This window comes from Bifidobacterium sp. ESL0775, assembly GCF_029395475.1.
Lineage (GTDB): Bacteria > Actinomycetota > Actinomycetes > Actinomycetales > Bifidobacteriaceae > Bifidobacterium.
On record NZ_CP113917.1, the window covers coordinates 613,297 to 631,087 of the forward strand.

Here is a 17,791-nt window from a genome sequence, read left to right on the forward strand (position 1 = left end):
AATGGCTATGAGTGGGGATGACGCGTTGGATTTCAGCGATAACGCCGCGATGGGCGCGGTCAAAACGATGCTGGGTGAGGCCTCTGACGTGTCGCTTGCCGCCAAGGTTGGCGCTGCCGATTCCGCGGATGTTTCCGGAGGCGCGAATGGCTCCGACGGGATTTCGACTGCCACGAGTGCTCAGACCCATGCGTCCTCTTCGCATGCGCTTTTGGTGGCTGGCGCGCCGGGTTCGGGCAAAACCGAGTTCGCGCTCGCGGCGACGCTTGAAGGCATCGCGCGGTTCGGCGACGCCAAGGTCTTCATGGCGGTTTCAGGGCGCCAGGCCGCGGATAAGCTTTCCGACCGGATCATCCGCTCTGTTGGCTCCACCTCCAGCGCGCGACCGGTGACCACGCTTTCGGCCATCGCTTTCCGTCTGCTTTCCGCGGTTCGCGCCAGCCACAATGAGCCGTTGCCGAAACTCTTGAATGGCGCCGAGCAGGACGCCTTGTTGCGCCAGGTCGTCGCGGTGCATGTCCGGCATGCGCAAACCGGGGAGCTGTGCGACACCTGCGAGCTCATGCGTCAGTATTTCGCGACCGACGATTGGGTCAATACGATTTATGGCGATGACGGGACCGGGGCCGGCAACGTGTCGCGCGCGTCGTCGGCCGCTGCCGGGCAGATGCCAAGCGTCTCGGTCTCCGGCGTCCAACCTCGCACAACCTCGAAGGGCATTGGTTCCAGCGATGTCCTGTTCGCTCGTGGCGTCAACGACGCTTTTGTAATGCAATTGCGTGACATGCTGGCCCGTATGGATGAGCTGGGGTTGGGGGCCGAGCGCGAGGACGAGGTGCTCGCGATGCTGCGCGACGTCGGTGACGATGAAAATGGCCACAGCCTGCGGGCGGAACGGCTTGGCGTCCAATGGCGGCTCGCGTTCGCTCTGCGCCGCGAATACGCGCAAACCGTCGTGCGGGCGTATCCGGGCGAGTTCCGGCTCGATTCCTCCCGGCTTTTGGTCGAGGGCGCGCAGGCCGCCGCGCAGGTCGGCAAGAGCACGCTTCCCAATTTCGTGGTCGTCGATGATTTCCAGGACCTGACCTTGGCCGGCCTTGCCTTCCTTGAGGCGTTGGCACGGCGTCAAGTGAAACTGCTGCTGGTCGGCAATCCTGACGAAGCCGTGCAGACCTTCCGTGGCTCCTATCCCGAATACCTGTTCACCAGGGCTCAACAGGCCCCGCTTTCGGCCGAGTTGATGACATTACCAGCGCGCCGGATTCGCAAGGCTGCGGATATTCCGGATGATTTGGCGGATGGCGTCGTCAAAAAACAGCATTCTGAAACCGCCAAGAATCGCGGTGACCATGTTTCTGAGAACGATGCCATAGCCGGTTCCTCCTACCTTGATTTGCTGGCCTCACGTGTCTCGCTTTCCATCGCCGCGAACGAGGAGACCTCGGTGGCGCTTCCCAACCGGCCCGGCAAACTGCCGCGTATCACCGGGAGCCTGCCCATAGACGCGTTGGACGTCAATGATCCGGAACTCCAGGATGGCAGCGTCAAAACCGCGCTCTACCGAACTTCGCGCGAGGAGCTGGACGATGTGGTCTGGCGCATCAAGGAGGCGCATCTTAGCGCCGGACGCCAATGGAACGACATGGCTCTGATTGCCCACGACAACGACACGGTGCGCGCTTTCGGCGAGCGGTTGCGGCGCGACGGGGTGCCGGTGCGCTATTCCGCCGTCACCAAGCCGCTGAAGGACGATCCGAGCGTACAGGGGCTGTTCGCGCTGTTGGAACTGGCGAGGTTGCGGCGTGATGGCATTGACGCTTGCAAGATGTCGTTGGGCGAGACGGCGAGATACGTGTGCGGCCGCGTGCAGACCTTGTTGGAAAGCCCGTTGGTGGGTGTCCGGCAATCTTCGTCATCCGGTGTTTCCGGTTCGTCGCCGGCGCGTCTGGCTCCCGTTGAGGCGGTGATGAAGGCCATCGCATCGCTCGCGCAGGTGGTTGATGGCGAGATGACGGGTCAGAGCGTGTCAACGGACGTGGATAAGGGCTCTGACGGGAATGAGCCAGCTTTGGACGTCACCGCACAGTTGCCGCGTCTGCAAGCCGCCTGGGAACGGTTGCGGCAGAGATTCATTGATAATCGTCCAAAAAATGACGTTGAGGTGGACGACAGTCTTCTTGAAAGCGGGAGCGTGCAGGACGAGTCCGACATGCCTTTCGGTGTGGACGCGATGTATATCATGCTGGCGTTCGGCGATACCGGCCATGTTGCTGATTCCGCTGGCGATGACGACGCAAGCGAGCAAAAGGTCGATTCCGCCGGCACCGATGCCAGTGAAAGCGATGACGATGCCGCGGCGGTATTGGCATTGATTGGCAAAGTGGGCCGCGACCTCTATACGCGCGCGTTCGCCCATGTGTGGGATTTGGTGTCTAAGGTCACGCAGGGCATGTCGGCCTTGCCGAGCGCCGAACCGCAGTATGCGCTGGGCTTGGCATGGGACGCCTGCCATGTGTCCAACGCATGGCAGCGTCAGGCGCTCGCCAACAACGATGACGGCCGTGCCGCCAACGACAGGCTCGACGTGATGATGCGCCTGTTCGCCTACGCCTCAGGTTCCGGCGCGAAGCAGAGCGTCGAGGATTTCATCGCCAGCGTGCGTTCCATGCGCATTGAGGCGGATTCGCTGGCGAAGGTCGCGCCCATCGACCAGGCCGTCACGCTCAGCACGCCGGCCGGAGCTGCGGGTGGGCATTGGCCGTTGGTGTTCATCACGGCGATTCAGCAGGACGTCTGGCCGAACCTCGCCGCGCGCAACACCATGTTCGGCGGCGAGAACCTGGCCGACATCGTCCTGCATGGGAAAATGTGCGACGAGCGCGAACCGGGCGTCGCCGGAACCGATCCGGAACTCGCTCAGGTGCTTTCGGCCGAGCAGAAAAGCTTCCTCGTCGCCTTGACGAGGGCGAGCGAACGGGTGACGTTGAGCGCCGTGCTAAGCGATGACGCGGTGCCTTCCGATTTTCTGTACACCTACGTTCCGGAACGGTTCGACCGCGTGCGCGACGCGGCTGTGGAGACGCGCGATTATGCGCAACTGGCGGATTCCGGTCGTTTCGCTGGTCTCGACACCGACCCGCGCGGCCTGGTGGCGGCCTCGAGAATCGAGTTGATGCGCCAAGCCGATGCGATGCAATGCGGGCGAGGCAATGCGGGTGATGTGATTGACGTCGAAGGCGATTCCAGGCAGTCGAACAGCGGACTCGATGCCATGTCTTCGGCCCGCGCCCGCGATGCCGCGGTGTCGTTGGCGTTGCTCGACGATGCCGGATTGTCGGCGGCCGACCCCGACGGTTGGCCTTACACATTCGGAGTGGCAAACAATCGGGATGTCATTGATGGCGATGACAATGCCGCTTCCCGAGAGGCTACCTCGACGTTTACCGGGCAGGATTCCCGTCAAGCTGGTCTATCCGATCAACTCGATTCGCGGATGCCTTCATTATCCAATCGTGATGATTCCTTGGCTTCGTCCGTGCCGGCCACCCCAAGCGTTTCGCGCCGCGACAATCAGGCAATGATGTCTCCAGCCCCCACGGTGACGCTTTCTCCCTCGCAGGTCGACCGCATCTGGGGCTGCCCGGTCTGCTGGATGTTGGAAAGCCAGTTCGCCGGTCCGCGCCCGTCCAGCGCCGCCACGAGCTTCGGCACCATCATCCACGAGGTGGCCCAACAGGCCAGCGAGGTCGGTCTTGACCGTCCTGATTTCATGGCCGGCAGTTCCGAGGAGGAGCGTATCGCGGAGATTTCCTCCCGTATGATGGATATGTATCACAATCTTGCTGACGATTCCTCCGCGATCGACGATCCGAAACAGCGTTACCAGGCCGAGGCCAAGGACGAGGGCGCCGAGCGGACGCTCAACAATATCGCCACGTACTTCGTGATGTCGAATGGCAAGGACTATCCCGACGGCAACCTAAAGAACTTCGCCGTGGGTGGCTTCGAACGTGCTGATTGCGAGCATGAGTTCGCCGCGTTGTTCGGCCTGGAGGACATCCGTGCCGCATACAACGCCATCGAAGGTGTCGATCCGATTGATGTCGACGAGCTATATGCCATCATGGGTGTGCTCAACGGCGGCTGGCCTGAGGGCATGCAGGCTGGCCTGCAGATCCGCCTGACTGGTCGCATTGACCGTATGGAATGGCGGAGCTCAAGCGATGGCAAAGAGCATGTGCGGCTGATCGATTGGAAGACCGGGCATACGCACAACGGCAGGCAGATGTTCAACGACCTGCAATTGGTCTGCTATCAGCTTGGGCTTGCGTTCCCGGAACCCCGGTCGGCGCGACAGGACGACGGCTCGGATTCGCCGGCCGCGCCCAACGTTGGATTGCGGGGTGTCGACGCCATCAAAGCCATGCCCGACATCACCCAAAGCGCCCTGTTCGACGTCGATTCGTCCACGGCTCCCGCGCAAAGCTACGGTGCCGCGGAGAACCTTTTCCAGCCCCCGCTCTTCCGCTCGGGCAGCCTCAACAGCACCGCTTTCACGCCGCGCAGCCATATCAAGACGCCGAAAAGCCTGCTTGACATCCCGCCATTGCCGCAAGACGCGCCGGAAGGTGTCGGCACGCGTGCATGGGAGCAATTCCTTGCGTTGCGTGGCACCCAGGCGGTATGGGCGCTGACGATGATCGCACGCATCTTCTACGCCGCCGCGGCCTCGCGCTCGCGGACGCTCGTGGCCCGTCCGCAACCCGACCACCTCACGTGGTGCCGGATGAAAAGGAACGGTTCGAACATCGTGTGCCCGGCCTGCGCCGGTGAGGTCGATACGGTCTACGAAGTCAGGAGGGCCTGAATGGTGGAGAACGACAAACTGGTCAGGCTCAACGGCATTGACGGCATCAATGTCGGCATGAACGCATCCGGCGATGGCCATGACGCCACCGCCTCGAACCCAAGCGGTCCTACGGACAGCCCCGAGCAGGCGGCGGTCATCAATGCGCCCAAAGACGCGGACGTGCTGGTCGTCGCAGGCGCCGGATCAGGCAAGACCTACACCATGACGAGACGCATCATCAACCTCATCGAGGAAGGGGTGCCGCCCGAGAAGATCCTTGGCCTCACCTTCACCCGCAAGGCGGCCTCCGAGCTATTGGGCCGCGTTTCGGCGGCGGTGGCGCAAAATGCGCGGAGTGCGGATGCCGGCGCGGTCATTTCCGGCTCATCGCGCCGTGCCAACGTTTTCCTCAAGCCCCAAGTCTCCACTTACGATGCCTTCTTCCAGTCCATCGTTCGGCAATATGGTCTGTTGGTCGGTTTTGACCAGAACACCCAGCCACTGAGTCCCGCTGGCGCCCACGAGCTCGCCGTCACGGTGATCGACGAGAACATGGATTCGTTGCGGGGCGCGGGTTTCGGTAATTTCGATGACACCGTCTCCAAGCTGCTGGAGTTGTCCAACGCCATCAGCGGCTCGATGATTGGCGAGGGTTGCGCAAGCGTACCTGAGGCCATCGCCCGTATCCGCCGATGGGACCAGGCGTTCATCGCGCAAATGGATACGGCGATCGGCGACGAGAACGTGCCGGAAGACGAGCCCAAGCCAGGCAAGCCGCCAAAGCGCAAAAAGAAGGAGAGCGACGACCAGTTTGCCGACCGCGTCGCGCAATACCGTGCCACCTACCATGAGCTGGCCGTTTACCGGAGCGCAGCGTTGCGCGACGTGGCTCGCAGGCGCGAGATCCTGTTGACGTTGGTCGAGCGCTACCACGAGCGCAAAGCGCAGCTTAACATGGCGGAATTCAACGATTTCACCGTCGCCGCCTATTCGTTGGTCATGCGTTTCCCATCCATCGGCGAGCGGTTCCGTCATCGCTATACGCACGTCCTGCTCGATGAATACCAGGACACTTCCACCACCCAGGCCGCGCTGATCGCCGCGTTGTTCCATTCTGATGATTCCAAGTCTGATTCGTTGACGGATGTTTCGGCGGATCAGCCTCATCGTGGACGTGTTTCTGGCAGTTCCGCGGTCAACGCCGTGGGTGATCCCTTCCAGTCCATCTACGCCTGGCGAGGCGCGAGCCCCGGCGCGTTCCGCATGTTCGAGCGCGACTTCGGCATGGATGAGACGGCCAAGCCGTATTCGCTGAGCGTCACCCGCCGCAACGCGGAGGTCGTGCTTGAGGCCGCCAACGATCTGACCCAGCCGTTGCGCACTCCCGACCGCATTCCGTCGAGCTCGCCCATGCACGAGGTGCAGGTGCCCGCGCTTTCGACCATCGACGGCGCCAAGGAAGGCACGTTCGGCGTGCTTGGCTTTGACACGCTTGGCCAGGAGATCGACGCCGTCGCCCGTTTCGCCAAGGCCTCCATCGCCCGGCATACTCCGCGCGATCCCGAGCAAAAGGACGTGCGCCCGCATGTCGCGGTGCTCTTCCGGGGCAAGCAACGGATGGCGGAATTCTCCGAGGGGTTGCAGAAAGCGGGCCTTACGACCCTGACTGTTGGCTATTCCGCGTTGTTGGAGCGCCCGGAAATCCGTGACGTGCTGGCGTTGTTGCACGTCGTCGCCGACCACGCCGACGCCAACGCCTTGATGCGCCTGCTGGCCACACCGCGTTTCGGCCTGGGCAGCAAGGACCTGACCGCGCTGGCCAAGCTCGCCGGCAAACGCAATGATGAATACCGCTTCCGCGCCCTGGCGCAATCCGGCTTGGTTCCGGCTGACGCCGAACCCGAGCAGCGGGCCAGACTCGTGGCCGAACACCGCGACCAAGTGCCCAATATGGTCTTTCTCGCCGATGTGCTGACCGATGACAAGCTCGGGGATACGTTGGCCTCGCCGAATGTGGCCGGTGCTTTCACCCCTTCCGGGCTGTCCGCGATTCGTCGCGCCGCGCAGGTGCTGCGCCGGGTGGGCCGGGTGATGAACCATCCGCTGGCCGAAATCGTCGAGACGGCTATCGAGGCGCTTGACCTTGACATCGATACCGTCGTGGTCCAGGCCTTGCAGGAGAACGGCAAACCGGTGGAACCGGCTTTGGCCCGCTCGCCGATGAACGCGTTGGTGGATTTGGTCGACACCTACACCCGTGAGATCACCGAAGGGGCGACGCCTACGTTGCGCGGATTCATCTCGTGGGTCGATTCGCTGGACAGCATTCCCGACGAGATGGCCGCCGTGCCGAGCGACCCGGTCGACGTGGTGCTGATGACCATCCACCAGGCCAAGGGCTTGGAATGGGATTCGGTGGCCATCGTCGGGATGAAAAGCGGCAGTTTCCCCTCGAACCAAGGCGACGGCCTCAAGGTCGAGCCGGATGAGGACCATATCGGAGGTCTGCGAGAAGGTTCGTGGGAGTCGCCACAATACCACGAGACGGCCAGGACCTGGCTTGACAATCCCGCGGCCGTGCCCGTTCCGGTGCGCGCCGATGCCGATATCCTGCCGCGCTTCCCGCACGATATGGGTGTGGGCGACGACCCGCTTGACGCCTTGGCTGAGCTTGATGACGCAGAGACGGTGGTCAATGAGTCCGAAGGACTGATGCGTGCATTGGATGGACTTGATGACAATGACGATAATGGTAATACAAACGAAAATGTCGGTGGCGAATCTGGGGTTTCCATGCAAGGGGAGGCTTCATACCTTTCCCAGCAGGAGGAATACGGCCGTATTCTGCATGCCGACGAGCGGCGTTTGGCCTACGTGGCGTTGACGCGCGCCCGCGAAGAGGTGCTGATGACCTATAGCCGTCACGCCGAATTGTCTCGTGACCCCGAGGTCGCGGGTACCGGCCACGCCTCCAAACCGTCCAATTTCTTCTCCGAGGTGCACGACGCCTTGGCCTATCGCGACGATGTGGTCGTGGTCGGCGGAGATGATGCGGATGCGGTTGGGGATTCCAGTACTTTGCACAGCGAGCGTCAAGCCGACGTAGCGGTTTCGCAAGTTGTCTCTTCCGAATCGGATGAATCGTCACGCGTAGACGGCGAGACTGTAGAGAGTGACACCTCGGTACCTGCGACGCTGATGCAGCTTGGTGCGCCGAAACCGGACGGCATTTTTGTGGGGGCCGATGCTCGGGAATATGAGCGGACCGTCGTCGAAGAAGCCTGGAATACGCCGCTTGATGAGGACGAACAAGGCGACGAGCCTTTGCCGTGGCCCGCCTCGATGAGCGAGGGGATGGCCTATCGTCTCAAGGAATCTGCCAGGGAAGCCCGACAGGTCCATCGGCATCTTGTTGCCGAGGCCACGGACGGGAATACTGTTGGTGCTGTTGGCGCCAATATTTCTGTTGGAACCAATGACAAAGTGAAAGCCATTGCACAAACCGGAAACAAGAACCAAATTAGAGGCGATACCGGTACCGATGTCGTCGCGCAGACGGTCAATGCCATCGCCTCCGAACTGCCCGAGGGCGAATCGTTGGCCCAGCGTGCGCGCATGCTGCTCGCCGACGAAGATCTAATGCCATCAATGCATGTCATGGAAAGTGGAGACTCCAGTTCCTCGTCCTCCGCAAACCGAGGCGTTTCCACAGAAGGCGGCGGCAACCGCGAGAGCGGCACCAGCGTCTTGGATGCCGAGGTACGCAGCCGTGGCGAACGCATCCTCGCCAGCCACCGGCAGAACGTCACTTCGTTACAGGCCAGCGCCGGCAAGATGAGCCAGAGGGAAAGCCGCGAATATTGGCGCGGCTTGGTCCGGCCTGTCCCTCGCGTGGCGTCGCCTGCGGCCGAGGCCGGTACGCAGTTCCATGTATGGGCGCAACGTTTCGTCGACGCCTTCGGTGAGGACGAGGTGGCCGATGCGGCCGTCGATGATGGAATCTCGGCGCTGGCAGTGGGCAGCGAACCTGAGACCCGTGCCTCGTTGATCGCCGGTCTTGAGGACGCTGAGCGAGATTTGCAAGCCAAGAAAACCGCGTCGGACCGGAAGATCCTGACTTGGCAGCGCCGGCTGGTGGAAAGCCGTTGGGCCGCCCGTCGCCCATACTCCGCCGAGGAACAGATCGTCGTCGCCATCCCCGAGCTTGGCGATCGTATTGTCAATGGCAAGCTTGACGCCGTCTTCTATGGCGGGCTTGACGAAAACGACCGGACCAAGCGTTTCACCGTGGTTGATTGGAAGACCGGCAGGAAGCCGACCGCTCCGGAGGATATCGACCACAAACTCGCCCAGCTCGACATGTACCGTCTTATGCTTTCGGCTATGAAAGGCGTCCCGCTGGACAGTGTGGACGCTACGCTTTATTACCTGAGCGTCGCCTCGGAAGACCTGCGTGAGATCCACGCGCGGAACAAATCCAAGGCCGAGATCCTGACGGAATTGAACGCCGGAATCCCCGTCTGGTCTGACGAGGACTAGGCATTTTCGCTCACAATGTATATTACTTGGTGGTATGTTGTAATATGGTTCTCTGGTGCAGGCTGTGGAAAATCGCAGATGGGGTGCGTGCGCAGTCGCCAGTGTGAAAGATGCGCAGGTATGTATGGCTTCGGTTTGGTGCCGAACCGCGTTGATAAAACAAGGATTTGAGAGGCCGGAAGGCCCGTCGTCGCGTCGGTAGGGGCTGACGCGACGAGAGGAAAACAAATTACGAAGGGACACGAACGCATGCAAAACGTTGCGAAAGGCGATGCAGGGATCGAAGTGGTCTACGCGCCGATGATTTGGAGCGACGTCGAGGCCATCACCCGGCAGTTCGACGAGACCTGGGGTCATTACGCGCCCATCGGGGACGACAGGAAGCTCTCGATGCTGCTCTCTTATCATTTCGTATTGCATTACATCGAGCCCGCCACGCGCGGCGAGATCGCCCACAAGAACGGTGAGTTCATGGGCGTCACGCTTTCGCGCGTCGCAGGCCAGCCGGTTATGTTCCAGAACGTGGCCGAGGAGATGGCGAAGATCGACGAGCGGCTCAACGCCACGCCCGCCGGCCACAAGGCGCTCGCGGACTTGGAGCGCGGCTTCCAGATTGAGGAGCAAATGGAGCGCCAGACCGGCATCAACGACAAGGCGCCGGCCGAGGTCGAGCTCTTCCTTGTCTCCCATGCCTCGCGTGGCCAGGGCGTCGGCGGCGAGCTGTGGCGCCGCGCCATGGACTATTTCGAGCGTTCGCACGCGCCGATGTTCTACCTGCACACCGACTCGGATTGCGACGTGAGCTTCTACGACCGCCACGGCATGAAGCGCATCGCCGAGCGTGAGGAGCAGCGCCACCCGGATGACGGCCGGGACGCGGGCATGGCCCCGGCTGAGATGTTCATCTACGCCGGCGTCCCCGAGAAGGTCAAGGAGTCCTTGTCCAAGAACTGACGTCATCCAAAGGGTGACGTCTCCAAAAAGCGCGCCGGCCAAGCCGGAAGGTCCAAAGCAACGACTTATTTCGAAAGGATCGATGGAGAGTGCACCAAGCAGATCGTTCAACGCCAAGCCAGCGTCATCGTTCGCCGTACGGGCGGCTTTTCGCCATCCCTGGCGCCAAAGCGTTCTGTGTTTCCGGAGCTGTGGCCAGGCTTCCGATTTCGATGATGAGCCTCGGGATCGTGCTTGCGCTGAACCACATGTACAACAACTGGACGGTCGCCGGCACGATGAGCGCGGTGTATATCCTTGCCGTCGCCGCTGTCACGCCGCTTTATGCGCGGCTTTTCGACCGCTTCGGCCAGCGCAAGGTCGGCTGGGTGGCTTTAGTCGCCTCCGTGGTGGCCATGTTGGTCTTCGCCACCGCGGCCTGGGCGCGGGTTTCCATTCCCGTGTTGTTCGTTCTGGCCATCATCATGGGCTGCACGCAGTTCTCGTTCGGCGCGCTGGTGCGTACCCGTTGGGCCTACGCGCTGCGCGACCCCAAGGACGGCGACTTGCTCGACACCGCGTACGCGCTGGAGGCCGGCATCGATGAGATGGTCTTCATCCTGGGTCCCATCCTCGCCGCCTTCCTGGCGACTTCCGTGAGCCCCGTCTCCCAGCTGTTCGTGCCGACCATCGCCTGCGCGGTCGGGGGAGCGGTGTTCTTCTCGCTGAAGGATACGCAGCCTCCGGTGATCGAGGCCGTGTCGGTCGTCGCCGCCTCGCCCGCCGACGAGGACGTGAAGGCCGCCTCCGCCAACCTCGGCGGCACACAGGGCACACGGCTTGACGAGGATGGCGTGAGCCTCCACCAGCTGCACACCCACGCCCCGAAACGCAAAAGCGTACTGCTATACGCCGGCATCATCCCGCTTCTGGTGGTTTTCGTCGTCTTCAACATGAGCTTCAACGAGTTCGACGTCTCGGTGACCGCGATGATGAAGGCCATCGGCCGCGAGCAGCTGCTCGGCCTGCAGCTGGCCATGTTCGCCGTCGGCTCCTGCGTTGGCGCGTTCATCTTCGGTTCCAAGAAGCCAAAAGGCTCCAACTGGCAACACATGGTGGTCTTCCTTTCGCTTTTGACCTGTGGTTACGTGCTCTGCCGTCTGTCGATGGACAACCTCATCCTGCTCGGTCTTTTCTCGATCCTCTCCGGCCTGTGCGTCTCGCCGCTGTTCGCGACGGGCAACCTCATCGTCAAGGACATCGTCCCGCCGAGCAGCCTGACCGAGGGCCTTTCCTGGGTCACCACGGCGGGTTCGGTCGGCACGTCCTTCGGCTCGTCCCTGGCCGGCATGGTGCTCGACGTCTCCAGCCCCCACGTCGGCCTGCTCCTGCCCATCGCCACCACGTTCGCCGCCGTGCCGTTGGCGGTTTTGGGTTGGTTCCTGGCCCGCAAAAACAATGCGTGAGTGCAGGAATGAATTTGCAAGGTCTATGACACTGCCGGATGCCGCCTCGGAGTACGATGTGCATCAGATACCAATAACGTCAAGAACAGGAAAGCAGGGATTGACAATGATTCGAGTTTCGGTAGTCGGCGCATCCGGGCGCATGGGCGGCAGCGTGGTCGAGGCCGTCAAGGCCGCGGACGATATGGAAATCGCGCAGCAGATCGACGCGGGCGACGACATCGCCGCCATCACGCCGGACAACACGGACGTCGCGGTGGAGTTCACCGTGCCGACCTCGTCGTTGGACAACGTGCTGACGCTCGTGGCACAGGGCGTGAATGTGGTGGTGGGCACCACCGGTTGGACCGATGAGAAGCTGGATCAGGTCAAGGCCGCGCTCGCCAAGGCCCCGCGTCAAGGCCAGGCCGTTTTCATCGCGCCGAACTTTGCCATCTCCGCCGTCCTGGCGGACAAGTTCGCCGCCGAGGCCGCCAAATACTTCACTTCAGCCGAAGTCATCGAGCTGCATCACCCCGACAAGGTCGACGCGCCTTCCGGCACCGCCATCCACACCGCGCAGGCCATTGCCACCGCCCGCAAGAAGGCCGGTTGCGCCCCGATGCCTGATGGCACGCAAGGCGAGGCGGCTTCGCGCGGCCAGATCGTCGACGGCGTCCACGTCCATGCGGTGCGCCTGCAAGGGCTCAACGCCCACGAGGAAGTGCTGCTGGGCAACACCGGCGAGCAGCTGGTCATCCGCGCCGACAGTTTCGACCGCGCCTCGTTCATGCCCGGTGTCCTGCTCGCGGTGCGCAACATCGCCTCTGGCGCCCACCCCGGCCTGACCGTCGGACTCGACGCGTTCCTCGACCTCTGAGGTCATCCGCGAATAGGTTTTTATATGCCGCCGAGTGAAGGTTGGTCTGCATTCGACGGTTTTGCGTTTGTGTGAGCCTGCATCTATCACAACGAATTTTGTTCATCCGTTGTCGATAAGCGTCCCGCCCGAGAAGTAGCGTTGAAGTATGAGTGAGTCTTCCATGCATCTACTTGATCCGGCGCCGTTCGGTCGCGTTGTTCCGGCCATGGTGACGCCGATGCATCACGATGGTTCCATCGATTTCGAGGCTTCCGCCGCGTTGGCCAAGCATCTGGTCGCCTCAGGTGCCGATGGCCTGTTGGTCAACGGCACGACCGGTGAGTCGCCGGTCACCCACATAGACGAGAAGGTCGAGCTTGTCAAGGTCGTGAAGGCTGCCGTCGACGTGCCGGTGATTTCCGGCGCGGGCTCCAACGACACCGCCCACACGGTTCGCATGGTCGAGCAGACGCAAGAGGCCGGCGCCGACGCGGTGCTGGTGGTCGCCCCTTATTATTCCCGTCCTTCGCAGGAGGGCATTTTCCGCCATTACCAGGCCGTCAACGAGTCGGCTGACAAGCCGATCATCGTCTACGACGTCCCCGGACGCACCGGCGTGCATCTTCAGCTTGAGACCTATCGCAGGCTCGCGGAGCTTGACCACATCAAGGCCGTTAAGGATGCGACGGGAGACATCGCGGGAGCGGTGCGCAAGCGTGTGGAAACCGGCTTGACCTGGTATTCCGGTGATGACGCGTTGTTCCTTCCGTTCCTTTCCATTGGTGCGGTCGGCGTCATTTCGGTCATCGCGCACGTCGCGTCCAACCCGATGCGCCAGCTTGCCGACGCCTTCGACCGCGGCGACATCCACGAGGCCCAGCGCCTCGCGGTGCGTCTCGCCCCGTTGGTCGATGCCGTCAATGGCACCGGATATCAGGGGGTCTTGGCCAAGGCCGCGCTGCACGAGCGCGGGTGGCTCGATGAGACCACGATGCGCTTGCCGAACGTCGGCCCGGGTCAGCCGGAATTTGAGCGTGCCCACCAGGGCATGGTTGATGCCGGTATCCTGGACGCCTGATTGCAGAGGGTTTGACGATCAAGCAACGTATGGCATAACTCATTACAGCGGAAAAGTCGGCGCGCATAACAGCGCCACGGGCTTTGCTCCGCTGTTTTTATACCTCGTCTGCGCATAGGCGCAGACACTAAGTAAACAGAAATTCAGTAATAGATATGACAGATACAGAAGAAAAAACCACAGCGGCGACCACGCATCGTCGCGGCAGCGCCAGCAAGGCCCGCGCCCGCAAAAGCGAGGCGGCCGCCGAGAAAACCACAAAGCGCGCCAGCGCCAAAACCAGTACGAAAACCAGCGAAAAGCGCGCGAGCGGCAAGCGCGGAGAATCCCGCGGTTCCTCCCGTTCCGGTTCACGTCGTTCTGGTGGCTCCAATTCATCGCGTAATACACGTGGTGGCAGCCGTTCCAACAGTCGTCGTTCCAACCCGCGCACCGTCTCCCGGACCCCGGGAACTTCGCCCAATCAGGACGCCGTGCTGATCGCCCCGCCGAAGTACCGCAAGGGCTCCATGCGCATTGTGCCACTCGGCGGCCTTGGCGAAATCGGCCGCAATATGAACGTGATCGAATATAACGGCCATCTGCTCTTGGTCGATTGCGGCGTGCTCTTCCCCGATGAAGAACAGCCCGGCGTCGATTTGATCCTCCCTGACTTCAGCTATATCAAGGATCGTCTTGACGACGTCGAAGCGCTCGTTCTGACCCACGGCCACGAGGACCATATCGGCGGCGTGCCGTACCTCTTGAACCTGCGTCCGGACATCCCGCTGATCGGCTCGAAGCTCACGCTCGCCTTCGTCAAGGCCAAGTGCGAGGAACATCATCAGAATCCGCGTTGCATCGAGGTTACCGGCCGCGACAAGATCAAGGTCGGCCCGTTCAACCTCGAATTCGTCGCCGTCACCCACTCGATCCCTGACGCGCTGGCCGTGTGCATCAATACGCCTGCCGGCACCGTCATCGACACCGGTGACTTCAAGCTCGATCAGCTGCCCATCGACCATCGTATTACAGATTTGGTGGAGTTCGGCAAACTCGGCGAGAAGGGCGTCGACCTCGTGATGGTCGATTCCACCAACGCCGAGGTCCCCGGCTTCGTCCGTCCCGAAAGCACCATCGGCCCCGAGCTCGAGCGCGCTTTCAGCGAGGCCACCCGCAAGATCATCGTCGCCTCCTTCTCCAGCCACGTCCACCGCGTCCAGCAGGTCGTGGACGCCGCGCACAAGGTCGGCCGCAAGGTCGTTTTCGTCGGCCGTTCGATGGTGCGCAACATGTCCATCGCCGCCGATCTCGGCTATCTGCATATCCCCGAAGGCACTGTGGTCGATTTGAAGAAGGCCAAGGACATCCAGGACAACAAGCTGGTCTACATGTGCACCGGTTCGCAGGGCGAGCCGATGGCCGCACTCGGCCGCATCGCCGACGGCACCCACCGCGACATCACCATCAACGAGTTCGACACCGTCGTGATGGCCAGCTCCCTCATCCCTGGCAACGAGAACGAGGTCTACGGCCTGATCAACAAGCTCGTGCAGAAGGGCGCGCGCGTCATCAACCGCGACAACGCAAAGATCCACGTCTCCGGCCACTCCAACGAGGGTGAGCTCACCTACTTCTACAACATCCTGAAGCCCAAGTGCGTCATGCCGATTCACGGCGAGAACCGCCATCTGGTCGCCAACGGCCTCGTGGCCGTCAAGACCGGCGTCGACCCGAAGAACGTCGTGCTCGCCGAGGACGGCGACGTGGTCGATCTCTATCATGGTCAGGCCGCGGTTGTCGGATCCGTGCCGTGCGGCTATGTCTACGTTGACGGCGACACTGTCGGTGAGCTGACCGACGAGGAGCTCGAGAAGCGCAAGGTCCTCGGTACTGAGGGCTTCGTCTCCGCGTTCGCCGTGGTCGACACCGACGCCAAGAACGTCATCTCCGGCCCGAAGGTCTATCTCAACGCGATGCCCGAGGACGAAAGCGAGTTCGAGAAGGTGCGTCACCAGATCGTCCAGCAGCTCGAGGACGCGATGATGGATGGCACCCACGACACCCACAAGCTCCAGCAGATCATGCGCCGCACCATCGGCAGCTGGGTCTCCCGTCAGCTTCACCGCAAGCCGATGATCGTCCCGGTCGTCGCCGACATCGCCCACGACGTCATCGACGGCACCCCGGCCAGCGACTGAAGCTGAATTCGGCTTGTTGATATTCGGATTGGTTTTATCGCAGAAAATCTAAACAAGTTGGTATATGATTTCCCCGGTAGGTTTCGCACTTGCCGGGGATTTTATGAATCACGAGGAATGAACGTATGAAAAAGATGTTTCCAGCCACGGCTATCGGCGTATTGGTTCTGCTGATTGTCGGCACGTTCGCCGATCTGCGCATCGACCAGGCGCTCTACATGCCGGGCAACGGATTCTCGGCCTTCTTCGAACGTCTGGCACCTCTCATCGGCGCGACCGTCCTGATGATCGGCGCGGCGCTGGTCTTCTGGACCTATAAACTTGTCCGGGAGAACCTGACGAAACTCGTGCTTTCCGGACTCGTCTACCTCGGCTCGACGCTTGTGGGACTTGCGCTTTGCTACAAATACTGCCACTTGATCGGCGCGGTCTATGGCGTTATCGTCGCCATTCTGATCGCCTATGTCGTCTGCAAGATTCCGGATGAATTGAAACAGCGCTACCGTTGGGCCGGTATCGCGATCGTGGTGGCGTTCCTATGCTCCATGGCGGTGCTGGAAGTCGCCAAAGTGATCTGGGGCCGCGTCCGTTTTCGCGCGATGCAAGGCAATCTTGACCTGTTCACTCCTTGGTACCATCCCAACGGCAAGCATTTCCGCGCTGCCGTTACCGTGGCCGACAACATCAAATCCTTCCCTTCCGGCCATGCGCAATTCGCCGGTGCGGCCTTGTCGCTTTGCCTGCTCGCTTTGGTGAACCCGCGTTGGAAGGACAAGGAGGCGCTGGTCTACGCCGTTGCGCTGGTCTACGCGTTGGTCGTCATGCTCAGCCGTATGATGCAAGGCGCCCATTTCCTCTCCGACGTCACCGTCGGCTTCGCCCTCCCGTTCCTCGCCCTCTGGCTGGCGCGTCACCTGCTCCTCAAGCAACTTGCCCAGCATTATCCGCAAGAATACGAGCTCGCGTGATTTTGTTCTTGCAGGCTTGATAAGAGCGGTGACTACCAGATTTGATGGTCGCGCTTTTGATTTTAAAAACTCGTGCGGGCCACCAACCAAAGTCAGCGACCCGCACAAGTCCATCAAATAATTGGAGGCCATTAATAGGCATCTCATCGATGTTGCCCAACGGGGTAAAGTTTTTGGATCCCATCAATACCTCGAAGTGAACCGGCTTCACCGATATGACGAACATACCATATTGGTGAATAAGCTGCAATTTGTACCAAATCTCTTGTTATTTCACCGTGGAAACGTAGACCTTGTGACTGCGGGGGAACTCGCGTTTGAACGCCTGTTTGACGGCGTGCTTGCATTCGCGGATCCCTTCGGAATCAACGGTGAAAGCCGTGCTTTCGTTGCGATAGCCTTGTTCGTGTAGAATGACGGTGCCCTCGTCGTGCTCGAGGCAAAGCGAACGGTCCTTTTTGGCGGTCAGGAACGTGAGTTTTCCATATTCCGATTTGGCTGTCGCCGCGTTCTCCATCATGCTCAGCGCCTGCTTGACGGGAATCAGTCGCATAGCCCGGCCTCTTTCAGATCATGTTCCAGCAGATGCGTGAACTCGTCTTTCTGCAAGGTCGAGGAGATGAACAGCACGGTGACATTCGCGTCGTCTCCGCCATCAATGGTGTCATGGTCTTCGTTCGAAACATCCGTGTTGCCGGCGATGAAGGCGACGCGAGCCGAGCCGGTGCGTTTGAGATTGACACGAAACTCATAGACACATTGACCGTTGACCCGCGCCGAAACGGCCCGCTTGACTTTCGACATCCCGGTTTTCAGTTGCATATCCAACGCGTTCTCGATGCAGGTTTTGATGGTCTTCTCATCGTCGCGATGCTTCTTGAAAAACTGCTTGCACCCCGAGCGCTCGTACGTGACCTTCATGCCTGCACAACCTTAT

The 17,791-nt window shown here is 61.3% G+C and carries 10 protein-coding genes; 8 read left to right on the forward strand and 2 right to left on the reverse strand.

Translation table 11 applies throughout. The features are described 5' to 3' along the window. The first annotated feature begins 1 nt into the window (after position 1). The 8 genes from OZX73_RS02065 (at position 2) to OZX73_RS02100 (ending at position 16,854) form a co-directional block, all read left to right on the forward strand. Positions 2-4,867 carry a PD-(D/E)XK nuclease family protein gene (locus OZX73_RS02065; protein ID WP_277150185.1) on the forward strand — a complete coding sequence of 1,622 codons (4,866 nt, stop codon included), beginning with the start codon at positions 2-4 and terminating at the stop codon, positions 4,865-4,867. Beyond that, complete coding sequence (locus OZX73_RS02070; protein WP_348519460.1) at positions 4,868-9,388, forward strand: UvrD-helicase domain-containing protein; 4,521 nt, start codon at positions 4,868-4,870, stop codon at positions 9,386-9,388. It begins immediately after the preceding gene. A 249-nt stretch (positions 9,389-9,637) separates the two neighbouring features. After that, positions 9,638-10,342 (forward strand): GNAT family N-acetyltransferase, encoded by a 705-nt coding sequence (locus OZX73_RS02075; RefSeq protein ID WP_277150187.1) that lies wholly within the window; start codon positions 9,638-9,640, stop codon positions 10,340-10,342. Between the two features lie 212 nt (positions 10,343-10,554). Further along, entirely contained in the window at positions 10,555-11,787 is a 1,233-nt protein-coding gene (locus OZX73_RS02080; protein WP_277150885.1) for an MFS transporter, read from the forward strand. A gap of 106 nt (positions 11,788-11,893) precedes the next feature. After that, positions 11,894-12,646, forward strand: a complete 753-nt coding sequence (gene dapB, locus OZX73_RS02085; RefSeq protein WP_277150190.1) for a 4-hydroxy-tetrahydrodipicolinate reductase — start codon at positions 11,894-11,896, stop codon at positions 12,644-12,646. Between the two features lie 148 nt (positions 12,647-12,794). After that, positions 12,795-13,706: a 4-hydroxy-tetrahydrodipicolinate synthase gene (gene dapA / locus OZX73_RS02090; protein WP_277150192.1), complete on the forward strand. Its 912-nt coding sequence runs from the start codon at positions 12,795-12,797 to the stop codon at positions 13,704-13,706. A gap of 155 nt (positions 13,707-13,861) precedes the next feature. After that, positions 13,862-15,886 (forward strand): ribonuclease J, encoded by a 2,025-nt coding sequence (locus tag OZX73_RS02095; protein ID WP_277150194.1) that lies wholly within the window; start codon positions 13,862-13,864, stop codon positions 15,884-15,886. 125 nt (positions 15,887-16,011) lie between these two features. Further along, a complete protein-coding gene (locus OZX73_RS02100; protein WP_277150196.1) occupies positions 16,012-16,854 on the forward strand; it encodes a phosphatase PAP2 family protein in 843 nt (280 codons plus the stop codon). A 268-nt stretch (positions 16,855-17,122) separates the two neighbouring features. Here OZX73_RS02100 and OZX73_RS02105 read toward each other — a convergent pair whose 3' ends face one another. Next, entirely contained in the window at positions 17,123-17,407 is a 285-nt protein-coding gene (locus tag OZX73_RS02105) for a hypothetical protein (protein ID WP_277150198.1), read from the reverse strand. Next, on the reverse strand, positions 17,398-17,775 hold the full coding sequence (locus OZX73_RS02110) for a hypothetical protein (RefSeq protein WP_277150200.1): 378 nt from the start codon (positions 17,773-17,775) through the stop codon (positions 17,398-17,400). The genes OZX73_RS02105 and OZX73_RS02110 overlap by 10 nt, the downstream gene beginning before the upstream one ends. Positions 17,776-17,791: the final 16 nt, after the last annotated feature.

Excerpts from the sequence above, each read along its gene's own strand:
- OZX73_RS02105 (WP_277150198.1), bottom strand. The coding sequence starts at position 17,407 with ATGCGACTGATTCCCGTCAAGCAGGCGCTGAGCATGATGGAGAACGCG.
- OZX73_RS02100 (WP_277150196.1), top strand. The coding sequence starts at position 16,012 with ATGAAAAAGATGTTTCCAGCCACGGCTATCGGCGTATTGGTTCTGCTG.
- OZX73_RS02070 (WP_348519460.1), top strand. The coding sequence starts at position 4,868 with ATGGTGGAGAACGACAAACTGGTCAGGCTCAACGGCATTGACGGCATC.
- OZX73_RS02110 (WP_277150200.1), bottom strand. The coding sequence starts at position 17,775 with ATGAAGGTCACGTACGAGCGCTCGGGGTGCAAGCAGTTTTTCAAGAAG.
- dapA (WP_277150192.1), top strand. The coding sequence starts at position 12,795 with ATGAGTGAGTCTTCCATGCATCTACTTGATCCGGCGCCGTTCGGTCGC.
- OZX73_RS02095 (WP_277150194.1), top strand. The coding sequence starts at position 13,862 with ATGACAGATACAGAAGAAAAAACCACAGCGGCGACCACGCATCGTCGC.
- dapB (WP_277150190.1), top strand. The coding sequence starts at position 11,894 with ATGATTCGAGTTTCGGTAGTCGGCGCATCCGGGCGCATGGGCGGCAGC.
- OZX73_RS02080 (WP_277150885.1), top strand. The coding sequence starts at position 10,555 with ATGATGAGCCTCGGGATCGTGCTTGCGCTGAACCACATGTACAACAAC.
- OZX73_RS02065 (WP_277150185.1), top strand. The coding sequence starts at position 2 with ATGGCTATGAGTGGGGATGACGCGTTGGATTTCAGCGATAACGCCGCG.
- OZX73_RS02075 (WP_277150187.1), top strand. The coding sequence starts at position 9,638 with ATGCAAAACGTTGCGAAAGGCGATGCAGGGATCGAAGTGGTCTACGCG.